The sequence below is a fragment of the Streptomyces californicus genome, assembly GCF_000717645.1.
GTDB classification, from domain to species: Bacteria; Actinomycetota; Actinomycetes; order Streptomycetales; family Streptomycetaceae; genus Streptomyces; species Streptomyces californicus.
This window is the reverse complement of the sequence record NZ_JNZZ01000017.1, coordinates 133,484-158,933: the sequence shown is the minus strand read 5'-3', so window position 1 is coordinate 158,933 and position 25,450 is coordinate 133,484. Positions and strand designations below refer to the sequence as shown.

Annotated in this window: 24 protein-coding genes and 5 tRNA genes; 8 read left to right on the top strand and 21 right to left on the bottom strand. The window is 71.8% G+C overall.

Going from position 1 to position 25,450, the window contains the following annotated elements; translation table 11 throughout:
* Positions 1–104: 104 nt before the first annotated feature.
* Complete coding sequence (gene recG / locus IF19_RS0123070; protein WP_030117714.1) at positions 105–2,327, bottom strand: ATP-dependent DNA helicase RecG; 2,223 nt, start codon at positions 2,325–2,327, stop codon at positions 105–107.
* Positions 2,328–2,378: 51 nt separating this feature from the next.
* Complete coding sequence (locus tag IF19_RS0123065; RefSeq protein ID WP_030277561.1) at positions 2,379–4,055, bottom strand: DAK2 domain-containing protein; 1,677 nt, start codon at positions 4,053–4,055, stop codon at positions 2,379–2,381.
* 254 nt (positions 4,056–4,309) lie between these two features.
* On the opposite strand from IF19_RS0123065, the gene rpmB reads away from it, so the two are divergent.
* A complete protein-coding gene (rpmB, locus tag IF19_RS0123060) occupies positions 4,310–4,495 on the top strand; it encodes a 50S ribosomal protein L28 (protein WP_003965989.1) in 186 nt (61 codons plus the stop codon).
* 153 nt (positions 4,496–4,648) lie between these two features.
* Here rpmB and thiD read toward each other — a convergent pair whose 3' ends face one another.
* On the bottom strand, positions 4,649–5,458 hold the full coding sequence (gene thiD, locus IF19_RS0123055) for a bifunctional hydroxymethylpyrimidine kinase/phosphomethylpyrimidine kinase (protein WP_030277559.1): 810 nt from the start codon (positions 5,456–5,458) through the stop codon (positions 4,649–4,651).
* A 17-nt stretch (positions 5,459–5,475) separates the two neighbouring features.
* Positions 5,476–6,456 (bottom strand): thiamine-phosphate kinase, encoded by a 981-nt coding sequence (locus IF19_RS0123050; RefSeq protein ID WP_030117710.1) that lies wholly within the window; start codon positions 6,454–6,456, stop codon positions 5,476–5,478.
* A gap of 219 nt (positions 6,457–6,675) precedes the next feature.
* On the opposite strand from IF19_RS0123050, the gene IF19_RS0123045 reads away from it, so the two are divergent.
* Entirely contained in the window at positions 6,676–6,909 is a 234-nt protein-coding gene (locus IF19_RS0123045; protein WP_030117709.1) for an Lrp/AsnC family transcriptional regulator, read from the top strand.
* A gap of 20 nt (positions 6,910–6,929) precedes the next feature.
* Positions 6,930–7,418, top strand: a complete 489-nt coding sequence (locus tag IF19_RS0123040; protein WP_078580747.1) for a DUF3515 domain-containing protein — start codon at positions 6,930–6,932, stop codon at positions 7,416–7,418.
* An 18-nt stretch (positions 7,419–7,436) separates the two neighbouring features.
* Here the strand turns inward: IF19_RS0123040 and IF19_RS0123035 are convergent, their stop codons facing one another.
* The 3 genes from IF19_RS0123035 to IF19_RS0123025 are packed head-to-tail and all read right to left on the bottom strand — an operon-like array spanning position 7,437 to position 10,406.
* The gene (locus IF19_RS0123035; protein ID WP_030117707.1) at positions 7,437–8,612 is read right to left on the bottom strand and encodes a D-alanine--D-alanine ligase family protein; all 1,176 of its coding nucleotides are present in this window, start codon (positions 8,610–8,612) and stop codon (positions 7,437–7,439) included.
* A gap of 34 nt (positions 8,613–8,646) precedes the next feature.
* Positions 8,647–9,657 carry an NAD(P)H-dependent glycerol-3-phosphate dehydrogenase gene (locus IF19_RS0123030; RefSeq protein WP_030117706.1) on the bottom strand — a complete coding sequence of 337 codons (1,011 nt, stop codon included), beginning with the start codon at positions 9,655–9,657 and terminating at the stop codon, positions 8,647–8,649.
* Positions 9,654–10,406, bottom strand: coding sequence for a lysophospholipid acyltransferase family protein (locus IF19_RS0123025; protein WP_030117705.1), 753 nt, complete (start codon positions 10,404–10,406; stop codon positions 9,654–9,656). The genes IF19_RS0123030 and IF19_RS0123025 overlap by 4 nt, the downstream gene beginning before the upstream one ends.
* Positions 10,407–10,557: 151 nt before the next feature.
* Between IF19_RS0123025 and cofC the strand changes: the two genes are divergently transcribed.
* Both cofC and IF19_RS0123015 read left to right on the top strand, forming a co-directional pair.
* On the top strand, positions 10,558–11,241 hold the full coding sequence (cofC, locus tag IF19_RS0123020; RefSeq protein WP_030117704.1) for a 2-phospho-L-lactate guanylyltransferase: 684 nt from the start codon (positions 10,558–10,560) through the stop codon (positions 11,239–11,241).
* A gap of 10 nt (positions 11,242–11,251) precedes the next feature.
* Positions 11,252–11,455 (top strand): hypothetical protein, encoded by a 204-nt coding sequence (locus IF19_RS0123015; RefSeq protein WP_030117703.1) that lies wholly within the window; start codon positions 11,252–11,254, stop codon positions 11,453–11,455.
* Between the two features lie 213 nt (positions 11,456–11,668).
* Here the strand turns inward: IF19_RS0123015 and IF19_RS0123010 are convergent, their stop codons facing one another.
* The 4 genes from IF19_RS0123010 to leuC form a co-directional block, all read right to left on the bottom strand.
* Positions 11,669–12,328 (bottom strand): HU family DNA-binding protein, encoded by a 660-nt coding sequence (locus IF19_RS0123010; RefSeq protein ID WP_030117702.1) that lies wholly within the window; start codon positions 12,326–12,328, stop codon positions 11,669–11,671.
* 142 nt (positions 12,329–12,470) lie between these two features.
* Positions 12,471–12,698: an SCO5555 family protein gene (locus IF19_RS0123005; protein ID WP_030117701.1), complete on the bottom strand. Its 228-nt coding sequence runs from the start codon at positions 12,696–12,698 to the stop codon at positions 12,471–12,473.
* A gap of 104 nt (positions 12,699–12,802) precedes the next feature.
* Positions 12,803–13,396 (bottom strand): 3-isopropylmalate dehydratase small subunit, encoded by a 594-nt coding sequence (leuD, locus tag IF19_RS0123000; RefSeq protein ID WP_030117700.1) that lies wholly within the window; start codon positions 13,394–13,396, stop codon positions 12,803–12,805.
* A gap of 2 nt (positions 13,397–13,398) precedes the next feature.
* Positions 13,399–14,826 carry a 3-isopropylmalate dehydratase large subunit gene (gene leuC, locus IF19_RS0122995; protein WP_030117699.1) on the bottom strand — a complete coding sequence of 476 codons (1,428 nt, stop codon included), beginning with the start codon at positions 14,824–14,826 and terminating at the stop codon, positions 13,399–13,401.
* Between the two features lie 174 nt (positions 14,827–15,000).
* Between leuC and ndgR the strand changes: the two genes are divergently transcribed.
* On the top strand, positions 15,001–15,717 hold the full coding sequence (gene ndgR / locus IF19_RS0122990; RefSeq protein WP_026237628.1) for an IclR family transcriptional regulator NdgR: 717 nt from the start codon (positions 15,001–15,003) through the stop codon (positions 15,715–15,717).
* A gap of 66 nt (positions 15,718–15,783) precedes the next feature.
* Here ndgR and IF19_RS0122985 read toward each other — a convergent pair whose 3' ends face one another.
* Positions 15,784–16,332: a DUF4188 domain-containing protein gene (locus IF19_RS0122985; protein WP_050493953.1), complete on the bottom strand. Its 549-nt coding sequence runs from the start codon at positions 16,330–16,332 to the stop codon at positions 15,784–15,786.
* Positions 16,333–16,420: 88 nt separating this feature from the next.
* Between IF19_RS0122985 and IF19_RS0122980 the strand changes: the two genes are divergently transcribed.
* The gene (locus tag IF19_RS0122980) at positions 16,421–17,062 is read left to right on the top strand and encodes a MerR family transcriptional regulator (protein WP_030117697.1); all 642 of its coding nucleotides are present in this window, start codon (positions 16,421–16,423) and stop codon (positions 17,060–17,062) included.
* Positions 17,063–17,119: 57 nt separating this feature from the next.
* Here the strand turns inward: IF19_RS0122980 and IF19_RS0122975 are convergent.
* The 9 genes from IF19_RS0122975 to IF19_RS0122935 form a co-directional block, all read right to left on the bottom strand.
* A tRNA-Glu gene (locus IF19_RS0122975) sits at positions 17,120–17,195 on the bottom strand.
* A gap of 20 nt (positions 17,196–17,215) precedes the next feature.
* Positions 17,216–17,287 (bottom strand) — tRNA-Gln (locus IF19_RS0122970).
* Positions 17,288–17,299: 12 nt separating this feature from the next.
* A tRNA-Glu gene (locus IF19_RS0122965) sits at positions 17,300–17,372 on the bottom strand.
* Positions 17,373–17,432: 60 nt separating this feature from the next.
* Positions 17,433–17,505 (bottom strand) — tRNA-Glu (locus IF19_RS0122960).
* Between the two features lie 28 nt (positions 17,506–17,533).
* A tRNA-Gln gene (locus IF19_RS0122955) sits at positions 17,534–17,605 on the bottom strand.
* Between the two features lie 88 nt (positions 17,606–17,693).
* Positions 17,694–18,413, bottom strand: coding sequence for an HAD family hydrolase (locus IF19_RS0122950; RefSeq protein WP_030117109.1), 720 nt, complete (start codon positions 18,411–18,413; stop codon positions 17,694–17,696).
* Between the two features lie 99 nt (positions 18,414–18,512).
* Positions 18,513–19,988, bottom strand: coding sequence for a glutamate--tRNA ligase (gene gltX / locus IF19_RS0122945; RefSeq protein ID WP_050493954.1), 1,476 nt, complete (start codon positions 19,986–19,988; stop codon positions 18,513–18,515).
* On the bottom strand, positions 19,981–20,766 hold the full coding sequence (locus IF19_RS0122940) for a fumarylacetoacetate hydrolase family protein (RefSeq protein ID WP_030117111.1): 786 nt from the start codon (positions 20,764–20,766) through the stop codon (positions 19,981–19,983). The genes gltX and IF19_RS0122940 overlap by 8 nt, the downstream gene beginning before the upstream one ends.
* A 114-nt stretch (positions 20,767–20,880) precedes the next feature.
* Positions 20,881–21,063, bottom strand: coding sequence for a hypothetical protein (locus IF19_RS0122935; protein WP_030117112.1), 183 nt, complete (start codon positions 21,061–21,063; stop codon positions 20,881–20,883).
* A gap of 581 nt (positions 21,064–21,644) precedes the next feature.
* On the opposite strand from IF19_RS0122935, the gene IF19_RS0122930 reads away from it, so the two are divergent.
* Positions 21,645–25,442, top strand: a complete 3,798-nt coding sequence (locus IF19_RS0122930; protein WP_030277555.1) for a sensor histidine kinase — start codon at positions 21,645–21,647, stop codon at positions 25,440–25,442.
* The last annotated feature ends 8 nt before the right edge of the window (positions 25,443–25,450 follow it).

Sequence of the window (25,450 nt, the reverse complement as noted above, 5' to 3'; positions counted from 1 at the left end):
CCTCGGGGTCGGGGGCGGGGCGTCCGTCGGGCGCGTGCGCACGGGCGCGCGCCGTGCGTCCACGATATGGCGTACGGCGAGCACCGGCAGGGCGGCCCCGGGGCTCACCCCTTGTCCAGGTACTCCTCGCGCTCCTTGTCCAGCAGCGCCGCCAGCACCGTCCGCAGCTCCGGCAGGCGCTCCAGCTCCGGGTCGGCGGCGACGATCGCCACGGCCTCCTCGCGGGCGGCGGCGATGACCTCCTCGTCGTCGATGACGGTGAGCATCCGCAGGGAGGAGCGCACCCCGGACTGGGCCTGGCCGAGCACATCGCCCTCGCGGCGCTGTTCGAGGTCGATCCGGGAGAGCTCGAAGCCGTCGAGGGTGGCGGCGACGGCGGAGAGCCGGGCGCGGGCGGGGCTCGCCTCGTGGGCCTCGCTGACCAGCAGGCAGAGGCCGGGCGCGGAGCCGCGGCCGACGCGGCCGCGGAGCTGGTGGAGCTGGGAGACGCCGAAGCGGTCCGCGTCCATGATCACCATGGCGGTGGCGTTGGGGACGTTGACCCCGACCTCGATGACGGTGGTGGCGACCAGGACGTCGACGTCCCCGGCGGCGAACCGGCGCATGACGTCGTCCTTCTCGTCGGGGTGCATCCGCCCGTGCAGCACCTCGACGCTCAGCCCGGAGAGCGCGCCCCCGCGCAGTTGGTCGGCGATCTCCAGGACGGCGAGCGGCGGCCGCTTCTCGCCGTCCTCCTCGGGGGCCGCCTTCTTGGCCTTCGCCTTCTTGCCGCCCCGGCCCTCCGCCTCCTCGGCGTCGTCGCCGATGCGGGGGCAGACCACGTACGCCTGGTGGCCGTTCTCCACCTCCTCGGCGACGCGTTCCCAGGCGCGGGCGAGGAAGTGCGGCTTGTCCTTGGCGGGCACGACGTGGCTGGCGATCGGGGAGCGGCCGGCCGGGAGCTGGTCCAGGACGGAGGTCTCCAGGTCGCCGAAGACCGTCATCGCGACCGTACGGGGGATGGGGGTGGCGGTCATGACGAGGAGGTGGGGCGGCTGCTTGCCCTTGGACCGCAGGGCGTCGCGCTGTTCGACGCCGAAGCGGTGCTGCTCGTCCACGACGACCAGGCCCAGGTCGTGGAACCGGACCTTGTCCTCGATGAGGGCGTGGGTGCCGATGACGATCCCGGCCTCGCCGGTGACCAGGTCGAGCAGGGCCTGCCTGCGGGCGGCCGCGCCCATCGAGCCGGTGAGCAGGACGACCTTGGTGCCCCGGTCCGAGCCGCCGAGCATGCCGCCCTCCGCCAGCTCCCCCATCATCTCGGTGATCGAGCGGTGGTGCTGCTGGGCGAGGACCTCGGTGGGGGCGAGCATCGCGGCCTGTCCGCCCGCGTCGACCACGGCGAGCATGGCACGCAGGGCCACCATGGTCTTCCCGCTGCCCACCTCGCCCTGGAGGAGGCGGTGCATCGGGTGCTCGGTGGCCAGGTCGTCGAAGATCTCCTTGCTGACCTTCTCCTGGCCCTCGGTGAGGGTGAAGGGGAGCTTGGCGTCGAACGCGTCCAGCAGGCCGTCCGCCACGCGCCGGCGGGCGGCGGCGGGGAGCTGGGTGTCGGCGTAGCGGCGGCGGGCCAGGGCGACCTGGAGCACGAACGCCTCGTCCCACTTCAGCCGGGCCTTGGCGTCCTCGATGTCCGCTCGGGTCTGCGGCCGGTGCACCTTGAGCAGCGCCTCGGGCAGCGGTGTGAAGCCGCGTCCCTCGCGCAGGGAGGCGGGCAGCGGGTCCACCGCGTCCCGGGCGCTGGGCAGCACGGCGTCGACGGCCTTGGCGATCCGCCAGGAGTCGAGCTGCTTGCAGGCCGGGTAGATGGGCAGCAGCCGGCCCGCGAAGGCGTCCACTGCCTCGGACGCCTCGTCGGCGTCGGAGGCGTCGAGCAGTTGGTACGTGGGGTGGGCCAGCTGCATCTTGCGGTTGAAGACGGAGACCTTGCCCGCGAACATCGCCTGGCGGCCCGGGAGCAGCTCCTTGTGCGGCTTGTGGACTCCGTGGCCGAAGAAGACCAGCTGGAGGCGGCCGCTGCCGTCGGTCAGGGTGACCTCCAGGCGTTTGCCCCGGCCGTTGTTGAACGTCAGGATCCGGGCGTCGGCGACCTGGGCGACGACCGTGACGTGCTCGTCCAGCGGCAGGTCGGTGAGCGCGGTCAGCTTGCCGCGCTCCTCGTACCGCCGCGGGTAGTGGTGCAGCAGATCCCCGACCGTGTGCAGGTCGAGGTGTTCGGCCATCACCTTCGCGGTGGCTCCGCCGAGCAGCTTCTTGAGAGGTTCATCGAGCGAGGACACGCCCTCCATTGCACACCACGGCACTGACAGCCCTCCGGTGGGCACGCGCGGTCCGCGCGGCTACTCGACGCCGATCAGCAGCGGGGCCCGCTGGTGTCCGCCCCGGTAGACCACGGTGTCCACGGCGAGGTGCCCCTCCCGTACGTGCTCCTCCAGGGCGTCGGCGAGCGTGTCGGGGACGTCCTCGCCGAGGACGAGGGTGACCAGTTCGCCGCCGGCCGCCAGCATGCGGTCGAGCACGGTGCGGGCGGTGGCCGGGACGTCGGAGCCGATCACCGCGACGTCGCCGTCGATCAGCCCGAGGACGTCCCCGGCCTGGCAGACCCCGGCCGTGGTCCACGACCGGTGCTCGGCGACGGCCAGTTCGGCGTAGCGGGTGGCCCCGGCGGCGGCGGTCATCGCGACCACGTCCTCGTCGAAGCCGCGGTCGGGCTCGTGGACGGCCAGGGCGGCGATGCCCTGGACGGCCGCGCGGGTGGGGACGAGGGCGACCCGGACCCCCTCGGTTCTGGCCTGCTCGGCGGCGGCGGCAGCGGTGTGGCGCAGGGCCGCGTCGTTGGGCAGCAGCACCACCTCCCGGGCGTGGGCGCGGCGGATGGCGTCGACCAGTTCGCCGCTGGCGGGCGGTTCGCCGGGGCGGGCGATCACCGTGGTGGCCCCGGCCTCGGTGCAGAGGCCGGCCAGTCCGTCGCCGGGGACCACGACGACGACGGCGCGCCGCGCGGGTTCGGCCTGGACGCGGACGTCGTGGCCGCTCTCGGTGGCGAAGTGGGTGATCCGGATGCGGTACGGCCGCCCGGCCTCGACACCCGCCTCCACGGCCGCTCCGGCGTCGTCGACGTGCACGTGGACGTGGAAGAGGCCGTCGCCGCCCACCACGACGAGGGAGTCGCCGAGGGCGTCGAGGCGGGTGCGCAGCCGGGCGACCTCCGCGTCGCCGGCCTCCAGGAGGTAGATCACCTCGAACGCGGGCCCGCCGCCGCCCTCGGGGCAGTCGAGCGCGTCCGGCACCGGCGTCCCGCCGACCGGCAGCCCCACCACGGACCCCCCGTCCACGGGTACGGGCGCCTTCCCGGGTCCGGTGCCGCGACTCCGTACCGGCGCCTGCCCGGTCGCGGTCTCCACCAGGGCGCCCAGGACGGCCACCAGCCCCCGGCCCCCGGCGTCGACCACGCCCGCCCGGCCGAGGACGGCGAGCTGTTCCGGGGTCCGTACGAGGGCGGCGAGCGCCCCGTCGTAGGCGGCGGTGACCACGGCCCGCAGGCCGGGGCCCGCGTCGCGGGCGGCGTCGGCGGCGGCCGCGGCGACGGTGAGGACCGTGCCGTCGACGGGGTGGGCGACGGCCTGCCGGGCGGCGTCGGCGGCGCTCGCGAGGGCGAGGCGCAGCCGGTCCGCCCCGCCCCCGTCGGCGAGCACCCCGGCCATGCCGCGCAGCAGTTGGGCCAGGATCGTGCCGGAGTTGCCGCGCGCGCCGATCAGGGCTCCGTGCGCCATGGCGCGTACGGCGTCGGCGGTGGCGGGTGCGGTGGTGCCGGTCTCGTGGGCGGCGAAGACGGCTTCGACGGCGGCGGCCGCGGACTCGAAGGTCAGATAGAGGTTGGTGCCGGTGTCACCGTCCGCGACGGGATAGACGTTGATCGCGTCGATCTCCGCGCGCTCCCGCCCGAGGGCCTCCAGGGCCAGTGAGCACCATGTGCGTACCGCGACGGCGTCCAGATCGTCGGGGAGCTGCGGCACCGATGGTCCTCCTGGTCGGCCGTGGCGACGGGCTGTACCGCAGGTTAGCCCGCTCGTCGGGGTCCCGGCCCGGACCGGGGGCGGGAGAGCGGGGGTCCGTCCCATGGTAGTTTCGTATCTCCGAAGCAGGCGTTGTATGCTGCTCCGGTTGCCCGATGAAAGTCGGGCCAATCCTCCGGTACCGCCACTTCAGTCCGCTGATTCCGGCGCGCCGGAATTCACTGTAAGTGCATCTGAAGTCTTTGGAGTGACCCGTGGCTGCCAACTGCGACGTTTGCGGCAAGGGGCCGAGCTTCGGCAACAGCATTTCGCACTCGCACCGCCGTACGTCCCGTCGCTGGAATCCCAACATCCAGCGCGTGCGTGCCGTGGTCGGTCGGACGCCGAAGCGGCTCAACGTCTGCACCTCGTGCATCAAGGCCGGCAAGGTCGCGCGCTGACGTCCCCGTCGTAGCGCAGCCTTCCGGTTGCCCAAAAAGCCGGTCCACCTCGGTGGACCGGCTTTTTGCTGTGCTCGGGAGCGGTCGGGCCCCGGGGCCCCCGGCGCCCGGTAGCCCCTGAGCGCGGGAGTCCCCGCGCTCAGAAGCCGTCCGTCAGCGCGGCGGCCGGGTCAGCCAGCCGTGGTCGACCGGTCCGATGCCGCCGCCGAGCGGGAAGCCCGCCTCGATCGCGCCGGTGACGTACGTCTTCGCGCCCCGTACCGCCGTGGGCACGTCCTGGCCCAGCGCGAGCCCGGAGGCGATGGCGGAGGCCAGGGTGCAGCCGGTGCCGTGAGTGTGGCGGTTGTCGTGCCGGGGGGCGCGCAGCCAGTGCTCCGCGCTCCCGTCGGTGAGCAGGTCCACCGCCTCGCCCGGCAGATGACCGCCCTTGATCACCACCCACCGGGGCCCGAAGCCGAGGATCTCCTCGGCGGCCCGGCGCATTCCGCTCTCGTCGGTCACCACGACGCCGGTGAGCTGCGCCACTTCGTCCAGGTTCGGGGTGGCCACGGTCGCGACGGGCAGGAGCTTCGTGCGGACCGAGTCGAGGGCCTCGGCGGCGAGCAGGGCGTCGCCGTGCTTGGAGACGCCGACCGGGTCGACGACGACGGGGGCGTCGGTGGCGGCGAGGAGTTCGGCGACGGTCTCCACGAGGGCGGCCGACGCGAGCATGCCGGTCTTCACGGCCTGGACGCCGATGTCGTCGACCACGCTGCGGTACTGGGCGCGTACCGCGTCCACCGGGAGTTCCCACGCTCCCTGGACGCCGAGGGAGTTCTGCGCGGTGACGGCGGTGAGCACGCTCATGCCGTGCACGCCGAGGGCGAGCATGGTCTTCAGGTCGGCCTGGATCCCCGCACCGCCGCCGGAGTCGGAGCCGGCGACGGTGAGCACGCGGGGCGGTACAGCGGTACGTATGGGCATGCGGAGCAATCTAACGGTCACCGGGGCGGGTGGGTGTCCTCGATCGCGCCGAAGTGGTCCCAGCCGCCCTTGCTGGTCCAGGGCGCCCCGTCGACGGTGACCTGGGGCAGGGCGGAGGGGTTGAGGACCTCGCCGATGACCTTCCAGCGGGCGGGGAGCTTCGCGTCGGGCGGGAAGGTCGCGACGATCGCGTGGTCCTCACCCCCGGTCAGCACCCACTGGAGCGGGTCGACGCCGACGGCCTGGCCGATGTCGGACATCTGCGTGGGGATGTCGATGAGGCCGGAGCGCAGGTCGATGCGGACGCTGCTGGCCTCCGCGATGTGGCCGAGGTCCGCGACGAGGCCGTCGCTGACGTCGGTCATCGCGGTCGCGCCGAGCCCGGCGGCCGCGGGGCCCGCGTGGTACGGCGGTTCGGGGCGGCGGTGGGCCTCGACGAAGGCGCGGGGCGAGCGGAAGCCGCGGGAGAGCACGGCGTATCCGGCGGCGGACCAGCCGAGCCAGCCGGTGACCGCGACGACGTCCCCGGGGCGGGCGCCGGCCCGGGTGACGGGTTCGTGGTTGCGCAGGTCGCCGAGGGCGGTGATGGAGACGGTGATGGTGTCGCCGCCCACCACGTCGCCGCCCACCACGGCCGCCCCGGCCACCTGGCACTCGTCGCGCAGCCCGTCCATCAGCTCGGCGGCCCAGGTGACGGGCAGGTCGGCGGGGACGACCAGGCCGAGGAGCAGCGCGGTGGGCACGGCCCCCATCGCCGCGATGTCGGCGAGGTTCTGCGCGGCGGCCTTGCGGCCGACGTCGTACGCCGTCGACCAGTCGCGGCGGAAGTGCCGCCCTTCCAGCAGGATGTCCGTACTGGCCACGACCCTGCGGTCGGGGGCTGCCACGACCGCGGCGTCGTCGCCGGGTCCCAGCCGTACCGCCGGAGTGGTGGTGAGCCGGGACGTGAGCTCTCTGATGAGCCCGAACTCCCCCAACTCGCCCACGGTTCCCTTCACCGAGTCTCACCTCTCCTTTATCGCCCCGGACACCCGTCCGGGCCCCCGGTCGCGAGCCGTCTGTGCTGTCGGTACCGTCAAGAGATACGTCAACTTCCGCGCCCGGTACGCCACGCTGCGGACGTCGTACGGGCCGAAGGTCTCCCCGTGACCCTCGGCGACGCGATAACGTGGCGTCCCTTTCCCCCACATGATCCTCGTGGCCGCTCTGGAGGTTCCGTGGTACAGGCGTACATCCTCATCCAGACCGAGGTGGGCAAGGCGTCGATCGTCGCCGAGACCATCTCCAAGATTCCGGGAGTCATCCAGGCGGAGGACGTCACCGGCCCGTACGACGTGATCGTGCGCGCCCAGGCGGACACGGTCGACGAACTCGGCCGCATGGTGGTCGCCAAGGTCCAGCAGGTGGACGGCATCACACGGACGCTGACCTGCCCGATCGTCCACCTCTGACCCCCGTCTAGGCTGGGCCGGTGACGTCATCCGCCCGCCGGTCCCCCCGCTCGATGTTCCTCGGTCCGTCCGCTGCCGTGCTCGTGCTGGCCGCGGCGGGCTGTTCCCTCAGCGACGCGCAGCCCCCGGTCCCGGTGCCGACACCGTCGTCGGAGGCGGCCGCGTACTGCGCGTCCCTGCACGAGGAGCTTCCGGAGACCGTCCTCGACCAGGAACGCAGCGACCCCTCCCCGGACTCGGAGCTGACCGCCGGCTGGGGGGACGGGGCGATCGTACTGCGCTGCGGGGTCCCCCGGCCCGCGAAGATGGACGACCCACAGGCCCAGGGGGTCGAGGCGGACGGGGTGCAGTGGATGCTGGAGGAGTCCGAGGGCTCCGGTCCGCGGTTCACCACCACGTACCGCAAGGCGTACGTCGAGGTCACGCTCTCCTCGGCGTACGCCCACGACATCACGCCGCTGGCCGCGTTCGCAGGACCCGTCGAGAAGACGGTGCCCGGCAAGTTCTGAACCCGGCCGCGGGCTTCGTCAGCGCAGTCCGGTGGAGCGGGTCAGCGCCGCCTGGATGAGCCGGTCGACCAGCTCCGGGTAGCTGACGCCGCTCTCCTGCCACATGCGCGGGTACATGGAGATCGGGGTGAAGCCCGGCAGGGTGTTGATCTCGTTGATGACGAACGTGCCGTCCTCGGTGAGGAAGAAGTCGGCGCGCACCAGCCCCTCGCAGGAGACCGCGTCGAACGCGGCGACGGCGAGGCGCTGCACCTCGGCGGTCTGCTCCTCGGTGAGCGGGGCCGGCACCAGACCGGTGGCCGAGTCGATGTACTTGGCCTCGAAGTCGTAGAAGTCGTGGGCGGTGACCGGCGGGATCTCGGCGGGCACGCTGGCGCGCGGTCCGTCCTCGAACTCCAGCACGCCGCACTCGATCTCCCGGCCGCGCAGCAGCGACTCCACGAGGAACTTGGGGTCGTGGCGGCGGGCCTCCTCGATCGCCGCGTCGAGGCCGGAGAGGTCGTCGACCTTGGTGATGCCCATGGAGGAACCGCCCCGGGCGGGCTTCACGAACAGCGGCCAGCCGTGCTCCCCGGCGAAGTCCACGATCCGCTTGCGTACGGCGGAGGGGTCGTGGTCCCACTCGCGGGGCCGGACGACCTCGTAGGGTCCGACCGGCAGGCCGAAGGAGATGAAGACGCGCTTCATGTACTCCTTGTCCTGGCCGACGGCCGAGGCGAGGACGCCCGCGCCGACGTAGGGCACGCCGGAGAGTTCGAGCAGCCCCTGGAGCGTGCCGTCCTCGCCGTACGGGCCGTGCAGCACGGGGAAGACGACGTCGACCTCGCCCAGCGCCTTGGGCACCGAACCGGGCTCCGTGTGGACGACCTCGCGGCTGCCCGGGTCCACGGAGAGCACGACGCTGCCCTCGGCCGACTCGGCGAGCCCGTCCACGTCGGGGACCCGGCGGTCGGTGATGGCCATGCGTTCGGGCTCGTCGGCGGTGAGCGCCCAGCGGCCGTCCGTCGTGATGCCGATCGGCAGGACGTCGTACTTCGTCCGGTCGATGGCCTTCATGACGGCGCCGGCCGTGACGACCGAGATGCCGTGCTCGGAGCTGCGGCCGCCGAACACGACAGCCACACGGGGCTTGGAACGCTGCGGCCGCGTGCTCTCGGCGCGCTCAGGGCTCTGGGGGAGGTTCTCGCTGCTCATATCGCGATGAGCGTACCTGCTGGTAAGAGCGGCGTCAGCGTCGCTCGGCCTTGGCGCTGCGCGACATCAGCTCCTTGACCGCGACGACCGGGGACTTGCCCTCGTGGACGATGGAGACGACGGTTTCCGTGATGGGCATGTCGACACCGTGCCTGCGCGCCAGGGCGAGGACCGATTCGCAGGACTTGACGCCCTCGGCGGTCTGCTTGGTGACGGCGATCGTCTCCTGGAGCGTCATCCCGCGCCCGAGGTTGGTCCCGAACGTGTGGTTCCGCGAGAGCGGCGAGGAGCAGGTGGCCACCAGGTCGCCCAGGCCCGCGAGTCCGGAGAACGTCAGCGGGTCCGCGCCCATGGCGACGCCCAGTCGGGTGGTCTCGGCGAGGCCCCGGGTGATGAGGGAGCCCTTGGTGTTGTCGCCGAGCCCCATGCCGTCCGCGATGCCGACGGCGAGGCCGATGACGTTCTTGACGGCTCCGCCGAGTTCGCAGCCGACCACGTCGGTGTTGGTGTACGGGCGGAAGTACGCGGTGTGGCAGGCGGCCTGGAGGCGCTGGGCGACGGACTCGTCGGCGCAGGCGACGACGGCGGCGGCGGGGCGGCGCTCGGCGATCTCCTTGGCGAGGTTGGGTCCGGAGACGACGGCGATGCGGTCGGCGGAGACCCCGGTGACGTCCGCGATCACCTCGCTCATCAGCTCGGCGGTGCCCAGCTCGACGCCCTTCATGAGGGACACCAGGACGGTCTCCGGCTCCAGGTGCGGGGCCCAGTCGGCGAGGTTGGCGCGCAGCGTCTGGGAGGGCACGACGAGGAAGGCGAACTCCGCGCCGCGCAGGGCCTCGGCGGCGTCGGTGGTGGCGCGGATCGTCTCGGGGAGCGCGATGCCCGGGAGGTAGTCCGGGTTGGTGTGCGTGGTGTTGACGGCCTCGGCGAGCTCGGGGCGGCGGCCCCAGAGGGTGACCTCGCAGCCCGCGTCGGCGAGGATCACGGCGAAGGCCGTACCCCACGAGCCGGTTCCGAAGACGGCCACTTTTGCGGGGTGCGTCACGTGGATCCCTTTCCCTGGGCCCTGCGCTGTTGTTCGGCACGGGCTGTGCGGTGATCGTAGAGCTCGGCGGGCGCCTTCGCGCCGCGCAGCTCCTCCAGCTCACGGGTGACGGCCGCCATGATGGCCTCGGTCGCCTCGCGCAGCACCTCGGGGGTCGGATCCAGCCCGTAGAAGCGGCTGAGGTCGACGGGCGGCCCGGCCTGCACCCGCAGCGTCTTGCGCGGGAACAGGCGGAACTTGTTCTCCTTGGCGTACGGCGGCATCGCCTCGTTCGCGCCCCACTGCGCGACGGGGACCACGGGCGCCCTGGTCTTCAACGCCACCCGGGCGGCCCCGGTCTTGCCGGCCATCGGCCACATCTCCGGGTCGCGGGTGAGGGTGCCCTCGGGGTAGAAGGCGACGCACTCGCCGCGCTCGATGGCGTCCACGGCGGCCCGGAAGGCGTCCAGGGCGTTCCTGGTCTCGCGGTAGACGGGGATCTGGCCGGTGCCTCGCAGCATCATCCCGACGAACGGGGTGCGGAAGAGGCCCGCCTTCGCCAGGAACCTGGGCACCCGGCCGGTGTTGTACTGGAAGTGGCCGTAGGCGAGCGGGTCCAGGTAGGAGTTGTGATTGACGGCGGTGATGAATCCGCCGTCGGCCGGAATGTGTTCCGCCCCCCGCCAGTCGCGCTTGAACAGAACCACCAGCGGCGGCTTGGTGATGACCGCCGCCAGGCGGTACCAGAAGCCGATTCTGCGGCGGGGCACTCGGACACCTTCCTTAGGCATGTGGGCTGGCCGGCCGGGCCGCGGACGGTCGCGTCCCGCCCCGGACCCCTGCACTGTCGAGAACACCGTACGCCTCACGTTCGGTAGCGGTCCCCCGGGTTGTCGTACCGGCAGGCGACAATAGGTCCTCATGCGCACGGAGAGGGAGACCGCCACGAACACCGATCCGGCCGGGGGCTGGTCCCTGGTCGTCCCCCTGAAGCCGCTCGCGCGGGCCAAGAGCCGCCTGGGACGGGCGGCGGGCGAGGACGCGCGGCCCCGGCTGGCGCTGGCGTTCGCCCAGGACACGGTGGCGGCGGCGCTGGACTGCGCCCGGGTGCGGGATGTGGTGGTCGTCACGGACGACCCGGTGGCCGCGGCGGCTCTCGCGGAGCTCGGAGCCCGGATCGTGCCGGACGCTCCGGGGGCCGGGCTCAACGCGGCGCTGGCGCACGGGGCGCGCTCCGCGCGGGCGCTGCGGGCGGCCGCACCGGTGGCGGCGCTCAACGCGGATCTGCCCGCGCTGCGCACCGGCGAATTGGCGCGCGTGCTCGAATTCGCCTCCGCTTTTCCCAGCGCTTTTCTCCGGGACGCGGCCGGAATCGGTACGACATTTCTGTCCGCTGCCGCCGGTGCGGAATTCCGTCCGGCTTTCGGTGGGCCGTCCGGGTCCCGGCACCTGGCGTCGGGGGCGGTCGAAATACCGCTGTCGGGCGTCGACTCGGTGCGCCGGGACGTGGACACGGGCGAGGACCTGCGGGCCGCCCTGGCCCTGGGGGTGGGTCCGCGCACGGCGCGGATCGCGGCCGCCGCCGCCTGCGCGGGCGACCGATAGGCTGCCGCCCATGCAGGCGACCTCGTACACGTACGACCCCGTGACCCGGTGCGGCAGTGTGCTGCTGGACGACGGCACGCCGGTGGAGTTCGACGCCGCGGCCTTCGACGCGGGCGGTCTGCTGCTCCTGCGGCCGGGGCAGCGGGTGCGGATCGAGGGTACGGGCGAGGGCGCGGCCCTGCGGATCTCGCTGGTGACGCTGCAGACGTTCTGATCCGGCGACCGGCCCCGCCGGGGCGCCCGTCCGACGGGCGCCGGCGCCGAGGTCGCGGTCTGCCGGTGGTGGTGCCGGCGAACTGATGGGGCGACCGGCCCGAACCGGGTGCGCCGCCGCTGGGCCGAACGGGCCCGGACAGCCCGCGGGCCGGGCTCCCCCGGAGGGGAGCCCGGCCCGGCGCGTCGTGAGGAGCGGGCGGGTGCCCGGTTCTCACTTCTTGCGTGCGGTGGCCTTCTTGGCCGTGGTCTTGCGCGCGGTGGTCTTCTTCGCGGGCGCCTTCTTCGCCGTGGCCTTCTTGGCGGGCGCGGTCTTGCCGGCGACGGCCTTCGTGGCGGTCTTCTTGGCCGGGGTCGCCTTCTTCGCGGCCGCGGACGTCTTCTTCGCCGTCGCGGTCGTCTTCTTGGCGGTGGCCTTCTTGGCGGCCGCGGTCTTCGCCGGGGTCGCCTTCTTGGCGGTGGTCTTCTTCGCCGTGGCCTTCTTGGCGGCCGACTTCTTGGCGGCGGCGGCCTTCACCGTCGTACGGGCGGCGGAAGACCCGCCCGAGAGGCTGCCCTTGGGGGCCTTCTTGACGGCCACGTCGTTCTTGGGGAGCTTCTTCGAGCCGCTCACCAGGTCCTTGAAGCCCTGACCCGCGCGGAAGCGGGGCACCGAGGTCTTCTTGACCCGGACGCGCTCACCCGTCTGCGGGTTGCGGGCGTACCGGGCCGGGCGGTCGACCTTCTCGAACGAGCCGAAGCCGGTGACCGAGACACGGTCCCCGGCGACCACGGCACGCACGATCGCGTCGAGCACCGCGTCGACCGCGTCCGCGGCCTGCTGACGGCCGCCGACCTTGTCGGCAATCGCTTCTACGAGCTGCGCCTTGTTCACGTCTTCCCCTTCGGAGACATTGCCAGAACGAAAGTGTTCAAGCTTTTTCGCACGTTAGGCAGATATATACCGCAAATCAAACACGAAACGGGCTAATCACCCTAGTGCCGCAACGAAGTCGACCGATGCGCAGTTCCACGTGTCAGTCACCTTCGGGGAATCGGCCCTCATCGAGGTCCTTCATCAACCGGTCCAGACGCCTTGCCGCGTCCGGGAGATCGTGCTTCGCCGCGGCCGTGACGACCAGCAGCTTCCGGTTCAGCGCCATCCGTACGCTCTCCGGGACTTGCAGTGCACGCACCTTCGCGTGCGCTTCTTTCAGTTGGTCGGCGACTTTGCCGTAGAGCTTGAGTTGGCTGTCGCGTTCCATGCACCGATTGTGCCATCTGGGGCGAGTTGTCGCCCGACGGGGTCTCAACAAGCGACTGCGCCCCCTGCCGGGAGGCAGGGGGCGCAGTCCTGGAAACGTGCTGCTCAGGCCGTAATGGTACGCGGCTTGAAGGCCGACCGAGCCGCCTCGTACGCGGCGATGTCCGCTTCGTTCTGGAGGGTGAGGCTGATGTCGTCGAGCCCGTTGAGCAGCCGCCAGCGGGCGTTCTCGTCCAGCTCGAAGTCGGCGGTGACGCCCTCGGCGCGGACCTGGCGCGCCTCCAGGTCGACGGTCACCTCGGCGGTCGGGTCGGCCTCCGTCAGCTCCCACAGGGCGTCGACGACCGGCTGCTCCAGGACCACGGTGAGCAGGCCGTTCTTGAGCGAGTTGCCGCGGAAGATGTCGGCGAACCGGGAGGAGATCACGGCCTTGAAGCCGAAGTTCTGCAGGGCCCAGACCGCGTGTTCGCGGGAGGAGCCCGTACCGAAGTCGGGACCGGCGACCAGGACCGAGGCGCCCTGGCGCTCGGGGCGGTTGAGGACGAAGTTCTCGTCCTTGCGCCAGGCTTCGAAGAGGCCGTCCTCGAACCCGTCGCGGGTGACCTTCTTCAGCCAGTGGGCGGGGATGATCTGGTCGGTGTCGACGTTGCTGCGGCGCAGCGGAACGGCCCGGCCGGTGTGGGTGGTGAACGCTTCCATGGCTATCGCACTCCGGCGGGGGTACGGGTGTCGGACAGGTCGGCGGGCGAGGCCAGACGGCCCAGCACCGCGGTGGCCGCGGCGACCTGGGGCGAGACCAGGTGGGTGCGGCCGCCCTTGCCCTGCCGCCCCTCGAAGTTGCGGTTCGAGGTGGAGGCGGAGCGCTCGCCGGGGGCCAGTTGGTCGGGGTTCATCCCGAGGCACATCGAGCAGCCCGCGTGCCGCCATTCGGCGCCGGCCTCGGTGAAGACCTTGTCCAGGCCCTCGGCGACGGCCTGGAGGGCGACCCGGACGGAGCCGGGGACGACCAGCATCCGTACGCCGTCGGCGACTTTGCGGCCGTCCAGCACGGAGGCGGCGTTGCGCAGGTCCTCGATGCGGCCGTTGGTGCACGAACCTACGAAGACGGTGTCCACGTTGATCTCGCGCAGCGGCTGGCCGGCGGTCAACCCCATGTACTCCAGGGCCTTTTCGGCGGCGTGGCGCTCCGAGGCGTCCTCGTACGAGGCGGGATCGGGGACGCTGGCCGACAGGGGGGCGCCCTGGCCGGGGTTGGTGCCCCAGGTGACGAACGGGGCGAGTTCGGCGGCGTCGATGACGACCTCGGCGTCGAACACGGCGTCGTCGTCGGAGCGCAGGGTCTTCCAGTACGCGACGGCGGCGTCCCAGTCCTCGCCCTCGGGGGCGTGGTCGCGGCCCCGGAGGTAGTCGAAGGTGGTGGCGTCCGGGGCGATCATGCCGGCGCGGGCGCCGGCCTCGATCGACATGTTGCAGATGGTCATCCGGGCCTCCATCGAGAGCTTCTCGATGGCGGGGCCGCGGTATTCGAGGATGTAGCCCTGGCCTCCGCCGGTGCCGATCCGGGCGATGATCGCCAGGATCAGGTCCTTCGCGGTGACCTCGTCGGGCAGTTCGCCCTCGACGGTGATGGCCATGGTCTTCGGGCGGGCCAGCGGCAGCGTCTGGGTGGCCAGGACGTGCTCCACCTGGCTGGTGCCGATGCCGAACGCCAGCGCGCCGAACGCGCCGTGGGTGGAGGTGTGGGAGTCGCCGCAGACCACGGTGGTGCCGGGCTGGGTCAGGCCCAGCTGCGGGCCGACCACGTGCACGACGCCCTGCTCGACGTCGCCCAGCGGGTGCAGCCGGACGCCGAAGTCCGCGCAGTTCTTGCGCAGGGTCTCCAGCTGGGCGCGCGAGACCGGGTCGGCGATCGGCTTGTCGATGTCGAGGGTCGGGGTGTTGTGGTCCTCGGTGGCGATGGTGAGGTCGAGGCGGCGTACCTGCCGTCCGGCCTGGCGCAGTCCGTCGAACGCCTGCGGGCTGGTCACCTCGTGCAGCAGGTGCAGATCGATGAAGAGAAGGTCGGGCTCGCCCTCCGCGCGCCGGACGACGTGGTCGTCCCAGACCTTTTCCGCGAGTGTCCTACCCATCGCTTTCCCTCCGGCCGGCGTCGTCGCCGGCCCAACTAGAGATTCGGTGCGCCTCCGTCCGGACCCCCGTGCGGGGCGGTGGCCGCGGGCCGTTGTGCGGCCGCCGGTACAGGTTCGCAACTTCCTCGGAAAATTGAACTTGCGTTTCACAGAGTGAGACGGGAGTATCGTCGTATGGACAACTCTAGCGGCGTCGGCGTTCTCGACAAGGCGGCTCTGGTATTGAGCGCCCTGGAGTCCGGTCCGGCCACCCTCGCCGGGCTGGTCGCGGCGACCGGGCTCGCACGGCCCACGGCCCATCGACTGGCCGTGGCACTGGAACACCACCGGATGGTGGCGAGGGACATGCAGGGCCGGTTCATCCTCGGCCCCCGGCTGTCGGAGCTGGCGGCGGCGGCGGGCGAGGACCGCCTGCTGGCCACGGCCGGACCGGTGCTCACCCACCTGCGCGACATCACCGGCGAGAGCGCGCAGCTCTACCGCCGGCAGGGCGACATGCGCATCTGCGTGGCGGCGGCGGAACGGCTGTCCGGACTCCGGGACACGGTGCCGGTCGGCTCCACGCTCACGATGAAGGCGGGCTCCTCCGCGCAGATCCTGATGGCCTGGGAGGAGCCGGAGCGCCTGCACCGGGGCCTCCAGGGCGCCCGGTTCACGGCGACGGCGCTCTCCGGCGTACGGCGGCGGGGCTGGGCCCAGTCGATCGGCGAGCGGGAACCGGGCGTCGCCTCGGTCTCCGCCCCGGTGCGCGGGCCGTCGAACCGGGTGGTCGCCGCGGTCTCGGTCTCCGGACCGATCGAGCGGCTGACGCGTCACCCTGGCCGGATGCACGCCCAGGCGGTCATCGACTCGGCGGCCCGACTCAGCGAGGCCCTGCGCCGCAGCGGCTGACCTCCCCGGCGTACGGCACGACGCGCCGCTCCCGTACGGGCGGGCGCGCCGCCCCTTCCCCTCTCGCTACTCCCCCGCCCCTTCCGCAGGCCGCCCCAGTGTCGTGGCGGCCGTCTTCTTCTTCCCGGACGACCGGTGGGCGAGCCGGTCCGCCGCACGGCGGCCGCGCGACGCGATCGGCAGCACGCCGGTGGCCGCGCCCAGGCCGAACGGCGGCATGTCGGCGTAGATGGACTCGTAGCCACCCTCGGGCACGACATAGGTCTCGTGCCACAGCCCCACGTGCTGCCGGGACTTCTTCTCCTTGCGGTTGATGATCGCCCAGGCCCGGCGGTGGAACATGTCGGGAGCGGCCGCGTAGGCGTACAGCTTCTCCTTCGACTCCCAGTACTGGACGACGTAGTACGTGCGGGGCGAACCGGTGAGCAGGACGTGGCCGAGCAGCCCGCGGTCCTTGTACCGCCCCAACTCCCGCAGCATGCGCGGCATCGCGGCGAGAACCGGCAGCCAGTGGTGCACGCCCCGGAAGTGGTTGATGCGCATCCCGATGAGCAGGATGACCACATCGCCCTCGGCCGCCGCCGTCATCCGGCCCGGTACAGGTTTCGCGAACACGTCATAACCCCCGTTTGGTTGGAGAGTTGCGCTATCCAATGGTGGGATAGTGGCACTGTCCAAGACGGGGCGCAAGGGAAGGCACGGCATGCGACTCTCGGAACTCAGTGAGCGGAGCGGCGTCTCGACGGCGACGATCAAGTACTACCTGCGGGAAGGGCTGATCCCGGCCGGGCTGCGGGTCAGCGCCACGCAGGCGGAGTACGACGAGGGGCACCTACGGCGACTGCGGCTGGTGCGGGCGCTGATCCAGGTGGGGCGCCTCCCGGTGGCCACGGCCCGCGAAGTGCTCACGCATGTCGACGACGAGTCGCTGGGCCGCACGATCCGGCTGGGGGCGGCGCTGTGGGCTCTGCCGCACGGCCCCTCGCCCGACGAGGACGCCCCGGAGACCGCCGAGGCACGCGCCCATGTGGCGGCGCTCCTCACGGAGTTGGGGTGGTCGACCGCGCTGGAGCTCGGCGACCTCTCCCCCGTGCACCGGTCCCTGGTCGCGTCGGTCGCCTCGCTGGTGCGGCTCGGATACCCGTGTGACATCGGCTACTTGACGCGTCAGGCGCGGATCATGGAGCAGGCGGCCGTGCACGATCTGGACGAGATGGAGACGTACGGGTCGGAGGCCGAGCAGGTCGAGAAGGCGGTGGCGTCGGCGGTGTTGTACGAACCGCTGCTGATGTCGCTGCGGAGGCTGGCGCAGAGCGAGGAGTCCGCCCGCCGGTACGGCCTGTGAGACGCCGGAGCAGCGGAAAGGCCCTCCACCGGGGTGGAGGGCCTTTCCGTCCTGCTGTGGTACCCCCGACCGGATTCGAACCGGCGCTACTGCCGTGAGAGGGCAGCGTGCTAGGCCGCTACACAACGGGGGCGTGGTTACTGCTGACTTGCGCTGGGCTACCAGGACTCGAACCTAGAATGACGGTACCAGAAACCGTAGTGTTGCCAATTACACCATAGCCCATGGTGAGACAAGTACCCCCGACCGGATTCGAACCGGCGCTACTGCCGTGAGAGGGCAGCGTGCTAGGCCGCTACACAACGGGGGCCCTAGCGATCCTGCATCGAGAACGTGGGTGCGACCCAGATGTTCTCGCGGGAAGGATCTGTACCCCCGACCGGATTCGAACCGGCGCTACTGCCGTGAGAGGGCAGCGTGCTAGGCCGCTACACAACGGGGGCTTGTCCTGCTGGTCTTGCTTGTACTGCGCTGGGCTACCAGGACTCGAACCTAGAATGACGGTACCAGAAACCGTAGTGTTGCCAATTACACCATAGCCCACTGAAATGCAACCCCTGGTGGGGGCTTCACTTCTGTCTGCGCTTCCCGGCCGGATCTTTCGGCCCGCTCGGGCGGCGCAGAAAGAACATTACCCGAAGGTCTCCGGCGCTCCAAAACGGGTATCGCCCGCCAGCAGGCCGGGGAGCTGGTCGAGCCCCGTGATCGTCACGAGATCGGGCCTGCCGCCTCTCCCCAGCCGGTCGAGCCAGATGCCCGTCAGGCCGGCGGCGACGGCCCCGCTCGCATCGATGTCGGGCTCGTTGCCCACGTACGCCACCTCGCGCGGGTCCAGCGCCAGCGCCTCGCACGCCGCGTGGAAGGCTCCGGCCTCCGGCTTGGAGACCCCCAGCTCGACCGCGCAGACCATCACCTCGAAGCGGTCCCGGACGCCGAGCGCGGTCAGCTTGTGGTGCTGGTGGTCGGTGTTCGCGTTGGACAGGATCCCGTGCCGGTAGTCGCGGGACAGCAGGTCGAGCACGGGCAGCACGTCCGGGAAGAGCGCCCAGGCCGCCTCGTAGTGGGCCGCGTGGCGATCGAACCACTCGTCGGCCTCGGCGTCCCGGAGGTCCCGCGAGAGGAACTCCCGCACCCGGTCCCGGCGCTGCCCGGCGAAGTCCGTCTCCCCGGCGGCCAGGCGCTCCCAGTGCCGGACGCTCAGCTCCGTCCAGGCGTCGAGGGCCCCTTCCATCGAGACGTACGTCCCGGGGAAGCCCTCGCGCTCCAGGTGCTGCCGCATCCCGGTGCGGGCGGCGCCCGCGTAGTCGAAGATCGTGTCGTCGATGTCCCAGAGCACTGCGCGGATCGGCATGGGCCTCACGCTAGCCGGGCCGGGGAGCCCCTGGAGGGCGAACGCCGAGAAGGGCCGCAGCCGGTCGGCTGCGGCCCTTCTCAGGGGCGTCCCGTGCGGTTACGCGGCCAGCTTGGCGAGGGCCGCGTCGATGCGGGCCAGGCTCTTGTCGCGGCCCAGGATCTCCAGGGACTCGAAGAGCGGCAGGCCGACGGTGCGGCCCGTGACGGCGACGCGGACCGGGGCCTGGGCCTTGCCGAGCTTGAGGCCGTGGGCCTCGCCGGCGGTGAGGACGGCGTTCTTCAGCGACTCCGGGTCGCTCCAGTCGGCCGCCTCCAGATGGGCGCGGGCCGTGGTCAGCAGGGCCGCCGGCTCGCCCTTCATCGCCTTGGCCCAGGACGCCTCGTCCTCCACCGGCTCGTCGAGGAAGAGGAAGTCGACGTTGTCGGTGATGTCGGAGAGGACCGTGACCCGGGTCTGGGCGTACGGGGCGATGCGGGTCCACTTCTCCGCGTCGAACGCCTCGGGGGCCCAGGGGGCGAAGGGGGCCTTCAGCCAGGGGCCGCACGCCTCGGTGAAGGTCTTCACGTCGAGCATGCGGATGTGCTCGGCGTTGATGTGCTCGCACTTCTTGAGGTCGAAGCGGGCGGGGTTGGCGTTGACGTCCTCGATGTCGAACGCGGCGACCAGCTCGTCCATCGAGAAGATGTCCCGGTCCTCGGCGATCGACCAGCCCAGCAGCGAGAGGTAGTTGAGCAGCCCCTCGGGGAGGAAGCCGCGCTCGCGGTAGAGGTTGAGGGATGCCTGCGGGTCGCGCTTGGAGAGCTTCTTGTTGCCCTCGCCCATGACGTACGGGAGGTGGCCGAAGGCCGGGGTGTCCTTGGCGACGCCCAGCTCGATGAGCGCCCGGTACAGGGCGATCTGGCGCGGGGTGGAGGAGAGCAGGTCCTCGCCGCGCAGGACGTGGGTGATCTCCATCAGCGCGTCGTCGACCGGGTTGACCAGCGTGTAGAGCGGGGCCCCGTTGGCGCGGACGATGCCGTAGTCGGGGACGTTCTCCGGCTGGACGGTGATCTCGCCGCGGACCAGGTCGGTGAAGGTGATGGCCTCGTCGGGCATCCGGAAGCGGATGATCGAGGTGCGGCCCTCGGCCTCGTACGCGGCCTTCCGCTCGGCGGTGAGGTCGCGGCAGTGGCCGTCGTAGCCGGACGGCTTCCCGGCGGCGCGGGCGGCGTCGCGGCGGGTGTCCAGCTCCTCGGTGGTGCAGTAGCAGGGGTAGGCGTACCCGGCGGCGAGGAGCTTCTCGGCGACGTCCTTGTACAGGTCCATCCGCTGCGACTGGCGGTAGGGGGCGTGCGGGCCGCCGATCTCGGGGCCCTCGTCCCAGTCCAGGCCGAGCCAGCGCATCGAGTCGAGCAGCTGCTGGTAGGACTCCTCCGAGTCGCGCGCCGCGTCGGTGTCCTCGATCCGGAAGACCAGGGTGCCCTGGTGGTGCCGGGCGAAGGCCCAGTTGAACAGCGCCGTCCGGACCAGGCCCACGTGGGGGTTGCCGGTCGGGGAGGGACAGAAACGGACGCGTACGGGTGCGTTAGCCACGCTTGATCACCTTGTTGGTGAGAGTGCCGATGCCTTCGATGGTGACGGCGACCTCGTCGCCGACGTGCAGGGGCCCGACCCCTGCGGGGGTGCCGGTGAGGATGACGTCGCCCGGGAGCAGCGTCATCGCCTCCGAGATGTGGACGACCAGGTCCTCGACGGAGCGGATCATGTCGCTCGTACGGCCGAGCTGGCGCTGTTCGCCGTTGACCGTCGCCTGGATGGTGAGGTCGTGGGGGTCCACGTCGGTCTCCACCCAGGGGCCCAGCGGGCAGGCGGTGTCGAAGCCCTTGGCGCGGGCCCACTGCTTCTCGCGCCGCTGCACGTCGCGGGCGGTGACGTCGTTGGCGCAGGTGTAGCCGAGGACGACGTCACGCACGCGCTCGCGGGGCACCTCGCGGCACATGCGGCCGATGACCACGGCCAGCTCGGCCTCGTGGTGCAGCTCTTCGGAGAAGGAGGGGTACTCGATCGCGTCGCCGGAGCCGATCACCGAGGTGGTGGGCTTGAAGAAGGTGATCGGCGCCTCGGGGACCTCGTGGCCGAGTTCGGCCGCGTGCTCCGCGTAGTTGCGGCCCACGGCCACGACCTTGTTGGGGAGCACCGGGGGCAGCAGCCGGACCTTGTTCAGCGGGACCTTGGTGCCCGAGAGCTCGAAGTCGGCGTACGGGATGCCCTTGATGATGTCGAGGACGAGGTCACCGGATTCCACGGTGCCCTGCCCCTCGACGGCGCCGAAGGCGACATTGCCGTCGATGGAGAACCTGGCGATGCGCACGGGATGCTGTCGCCCCTCACTTGCTTGCTGGCTGAAGACTGACGCTCCAGGCTAGCGCTTCGCCCGGCTCGGACGAGGGGTGCCGCCGTGCGCATCGCGGGGTGCCGCGGCGCGCTACGGGGCGGTCGTGACCGGGGCTTCCATGAGGATGGTGCGGCGCGGGTTGGCCGTGACGTTCGGCAGTTCGGCGGCGTGCTCCGGCCGGGGCGGCGTCTGCAGCTCCGCGGCGTCCGTGAGGTGCGCCAGCGTGGTGCGCCGGGGGTTGGCGGTGTTGCGGAACATCGTCGTCGTCTTCATGTGCGGTCAGGACCCTGTCGGTGAGGGCGTCGCTCGTCGCGGCGCCGGCTTGTCGGATGCGCCATCCCTGTAAAGCGCCAGGCTAAACATCCGATTCCCCACCGAAGGGGGGAAGAGTCGACGATCATCATGTGAGTTTGCTCACGAACTATTCGACAATTCACCCAGATCGGACCTCCGACCTTGATCCAGAAAACGGACATTGCATCACTGAATCCACCATTCCGCTCCCGATCATCGCGACTGGGACACCCATGACACCCTGGCGAATGATTCACTCCTGCCCGTTTTGCCCATGATCGAGTTGCACCGCTTGTCACTCGGCCGTCACATCGCGTCACTCGGATCACGGCCCCGCACACGGCCCTTGTTGGAGATCCGCCACTGTGCTGGAATTCCACGCACCGCCGCGGTTTCAGACCGGCGCGCAGGGGCGCAGAGCAGCGCCGAGTAGCGGCGGGAGGGGAAGTACGCCGGTCGTTCACACGACCACCATGGGGCGCGTCCAGCGCTCCACTACGCCGACACCGTTCCCGTCCGCACACGCGGGCGGAACGCCTGGTCCAGAGGTTGCGACGCTAGTGCAGGGACGTTTCAAGAGGGATGGCAGCGCTCCGGCGGAACAGGAGCCGCGCGGCGGGACCGACCGCGGTTCCTCGCCCCAGCACGCCCAGAACCCCGGGCCGGCCGCAGCCGGCGACAACAGCGACCGTGCGCAGCGCCCGGGCTCCCCGACGGCCGAGGCGCCGGAGGCCGGAACGCCGGCGCCGACCCGCGGGCCGTCCGACACCGGCTCGCGCATAGCGCTCCGTAACTGGCGCATCAGCACGCGACTGGTCTCGCTCCTCGCCCTCCCCGTGGTCGCCGCGACCACCCTCGGCGGGCTCCGGATCAACGAGTCCATGACCGACATGCAGCAGCTGGAGCACATGCAGCTGCTGACCAAGATGACCAAGCAGGCGACCTCGCTCGCCCAGGCGCTCCAGGTGGAGCGCGACCAGTCGGCCGGTCCGCTGTCGAACAAGTCCAAGCCCACCGACTACAAGGTCGCCGGGCCCCGGGACAAGACCGACCGCGCCAAGGACGCCTTCCTCAAGGAGACCGACACGATCGGTGACTCCGAGGGCGACGAGTCCCTGGAGAGCATCCACGCGAGCATCTCGTCGATCGCGTCCCAGCTCGGCACCATCCGTACGATCCGCAAGACGGCGTACGAGGAGGGCTCGCCGAGTCTCAACACGATCGACCAGTACAACCAGCTGATCACCTCGCTGCTGAGCCTCTCGCAGGACATGGCGCAGGCGACCAGCAACCCCGACATGATCAAGCGGACCCGGGCCCTGGCGGCGTTCTCCTCCGCCAAGGAGTACGCCTCGGTCCAGCGCGCGATCATCGCCGCGGCGCTGCCCGGCGGTTCGGTCAAGGAGCCGCACCTCAACCCGAACGACCGGCAGTTCGGCTCCAACGCGCTCGCCAAGGAGTCGCGCGCCCTCACCTCGTTCAAGCAGATCTACGCGACGACCGGGGAGAGCGCCGAGGAGCTCATGGCGCCCCTGGACAACGGCAACCCGGAGATCAACGCCGGGAACATGTACGCCAAGCGCATCCTGGACACCACGAACGGGATCGAGGGCAAGCAGGTCCGGTCGTACCTGGACTGGTACGACCAGAGCACCATCAAGATCAAGGCCATGGAGACGATCGAGGCCACCCTCCTCAGCGACATGGAGGCCAAGGCGCGCGAGCTGCGCCAGGCGTCCCAGCGCGAGGCGATCGTCAACGGTGCGGTCATCCTCATCGTGCTCGGCGTCTCGCTCGTCGGCGCCTTCGTGGTGGCCCGCTCCATGATCCGCTCGCTGCGCCGCCTCCAGGACACCGCCACCCGCGTCGCCCAGGACCGGCTGCCCGAGCTCGTCAAGCAGCTCTCCGAGACCGACCCGCAGGACGTCGACACCTCCGTCGAGTCCGTCGGCGTGCACTCCCGGGACGAGATCGGCCAGGTGGCTGCGGCCTTCGACGACGTGCACCGCGAGGCCGTCCGCCTCGCCGCCGAGCAGGCCCTCCTCCGGGGCAACGTCAACGCGATGTTCACCAACCTCTCGCGGCGTTCGCAGGGCCTCATCCAGCGCCAGCTCTCGCTCATCTCCGAGCTGGAGTCGCGCGAGGCCGACCCGGACCAGCTCTCCTCGCTCTTCAAGCTCGACCACCTCGCGACCCGTATGCGCCGTAACGGCGAGAACCTCCTCGTCCTCGCGGGTGAGGAGCCGGGACGCCGGTGGACGCGGCCCGTGCCGCTGGTCGACGTGCTCCGCGCCGCCGCCTCCGAGGTGGAGCAGTACGAGCGCATCGAACTCTCCGCGGTGCCCGCCACCGAGGTCGCCGGCCGGGTCGTCAACGACCTCGTGCACCTCCTCGCCGAGCTGCTGGAGAACGCCACCTCGTTCTCCTCGCCGCAGACGAAGGTCAAGGTCACCGGTCACGCGCTGCCCGACGGCCGTGTCCTCGTCGAGATCCACGACACCGGCATCGGCCTCTCCCCCGAGGACCTCGCCGCGATCAACGAGCGGCTCGCGCAGCCGCCGACGGTGGACGTCTCCGTCTCCCGCCGCATGGGCCTCTTCGTGGTCGGCCGGCTCTCGCTGCGTCACGGCATCCGCATCCAGCTGCGCCCCTCCGACTCCGGTGGCACGACCGCGCTGGTCATGCTGCCCGTCGACGTCGCCCACGGCGGCAAGCAGCCCCCGTCCAAGCAGGGCCCCGGCCAGCAGCCCGGCGGCGCTCCGGGCGGCCTCCTCGCCGGCAACGGGAACGGCGCGGGCAACGGCCAGCGCGCGGGCCTGGGCGGCGGACCGGGCGGCCCCGGCGCCAAGAGCCTCGGCGGCGGACCCGGCGCCCAGCGCGGCCAGGTCGGCGCCGGTTCCGGCCCCCGGGCGGCGCTGCCGTCCCGGGACGGCGGAGCGGGCCGGCCGCAGGGCGGGCAGCCCGACAACGGCCCCGGCCAGGACTTCCCGGGCCCGGCTCCCCAGCGCCAGGGCGGCGGCGGTCTCGCCGGCGCCTTCGGCAACGGCGCGCGCCTCGGCGCCCGCGGTGGCCAGGGCGGCCAGAACGACGGGGCCGGCCAGACGAACCTGTTCGGCCACGGCGCTCCGGCCTCCCCCGGGCAGAACGGTCGCAACGCTCCGTTCGCACCGCAGAACCAGCAGGGCCCGTCCGGCTGGCAGAACCAGCAGCAGGGTCCCTCGAACCAGCAGGGTCCCGGGGCACAGCAGCCCCACGGCGGCCCCGCGCAGGGCGGTTTCCAGCAGCCCGGCGGCCCCGGCCGTCAGCTCCCGCCGCCCGGCGGCCCGCGCGCCGAACTGCCCGGGGGCACCCCCCAGCCGCAGCGGCCCGCGACCCCGAGCTGGGGCGGCGAGACCCCGCGCGGTCACGAGGAGCACGAGGCGACCGGGCAGTTCGCCCGCCCGGCCGGCCTCGGCCAGAACCCGCTCGACGCCCCGCGGAACCAGCGGCCGGCCGACGACTGGCCGACCGGCGACCAGCAGGGTCCCGCCGCGACGGCCGAGTTCGCCCGGCCCGACTTCTCCGCGCCGCAGGCACCGCAGAACGCCTCGTTCCCGCAGGGCCCCGCGCAGGGCCAGGACCCGGCGAGCACCGCGCAGTTCGCCCGCCCGGACTTCGGCGCTCCCCAGCAGCCGGACCCGTACCAGCAGGGCCAGCAGGGTCACGACGCGTACGACCAGGGCCGGCAGCTGCCCGCGCCGCGCCCGCGCGGCCCGGAGGGCGGCAACGACTTCGGTGCGCCGCGTCCGCCCGCCTCCCCGGCGGGCGAGGCCCCGTTCCGGCCCGCGCTGCCGCAGCAGTCCCAGCAGCAGCCGGACCCGCTGCCGTCGGCCGGGCCCGGGGACGGTCGTACGCCGCTGTACGACACCCTGGAGACCAACTGGTTCCATGGTCCCGGGCAGGGCGGTCAGCAGCAGCCCGCCGCACCGCAGACGCCGGAGCCGGTGGCTCCGGAGGCGCCCGGTACGCCGGTCCCGCCGCTGCCGCAGCGCGGCGAGAACGACCCCTCGGTCACCAGTTCCTGGCGGGCCTCGCCCAACGACGAACTCGTACGCCAGGCCGAACGGGTCAAGAAGCCTGCTGCCGGCGGGGTCACCACTTCCGGGCTGCCCCGCCGCGTTCCCCGCGCCAATTTGGTCCCGGGGACCGCTCAGCAGCAGAATCACCAGTCCGGACCCCAGGTGTCGCGTGCGCCCGATGACGTACGCGGTCGTCTGACCAATCTCCGCCGGGGCATCCAGCAGGGTCGGCAGGCCAACAACAACGGCTCGCAGACCGGCAGTTTCCAACTCGGCCCCACTCACCAGCAGGAGCGTTAGTTGAGCCC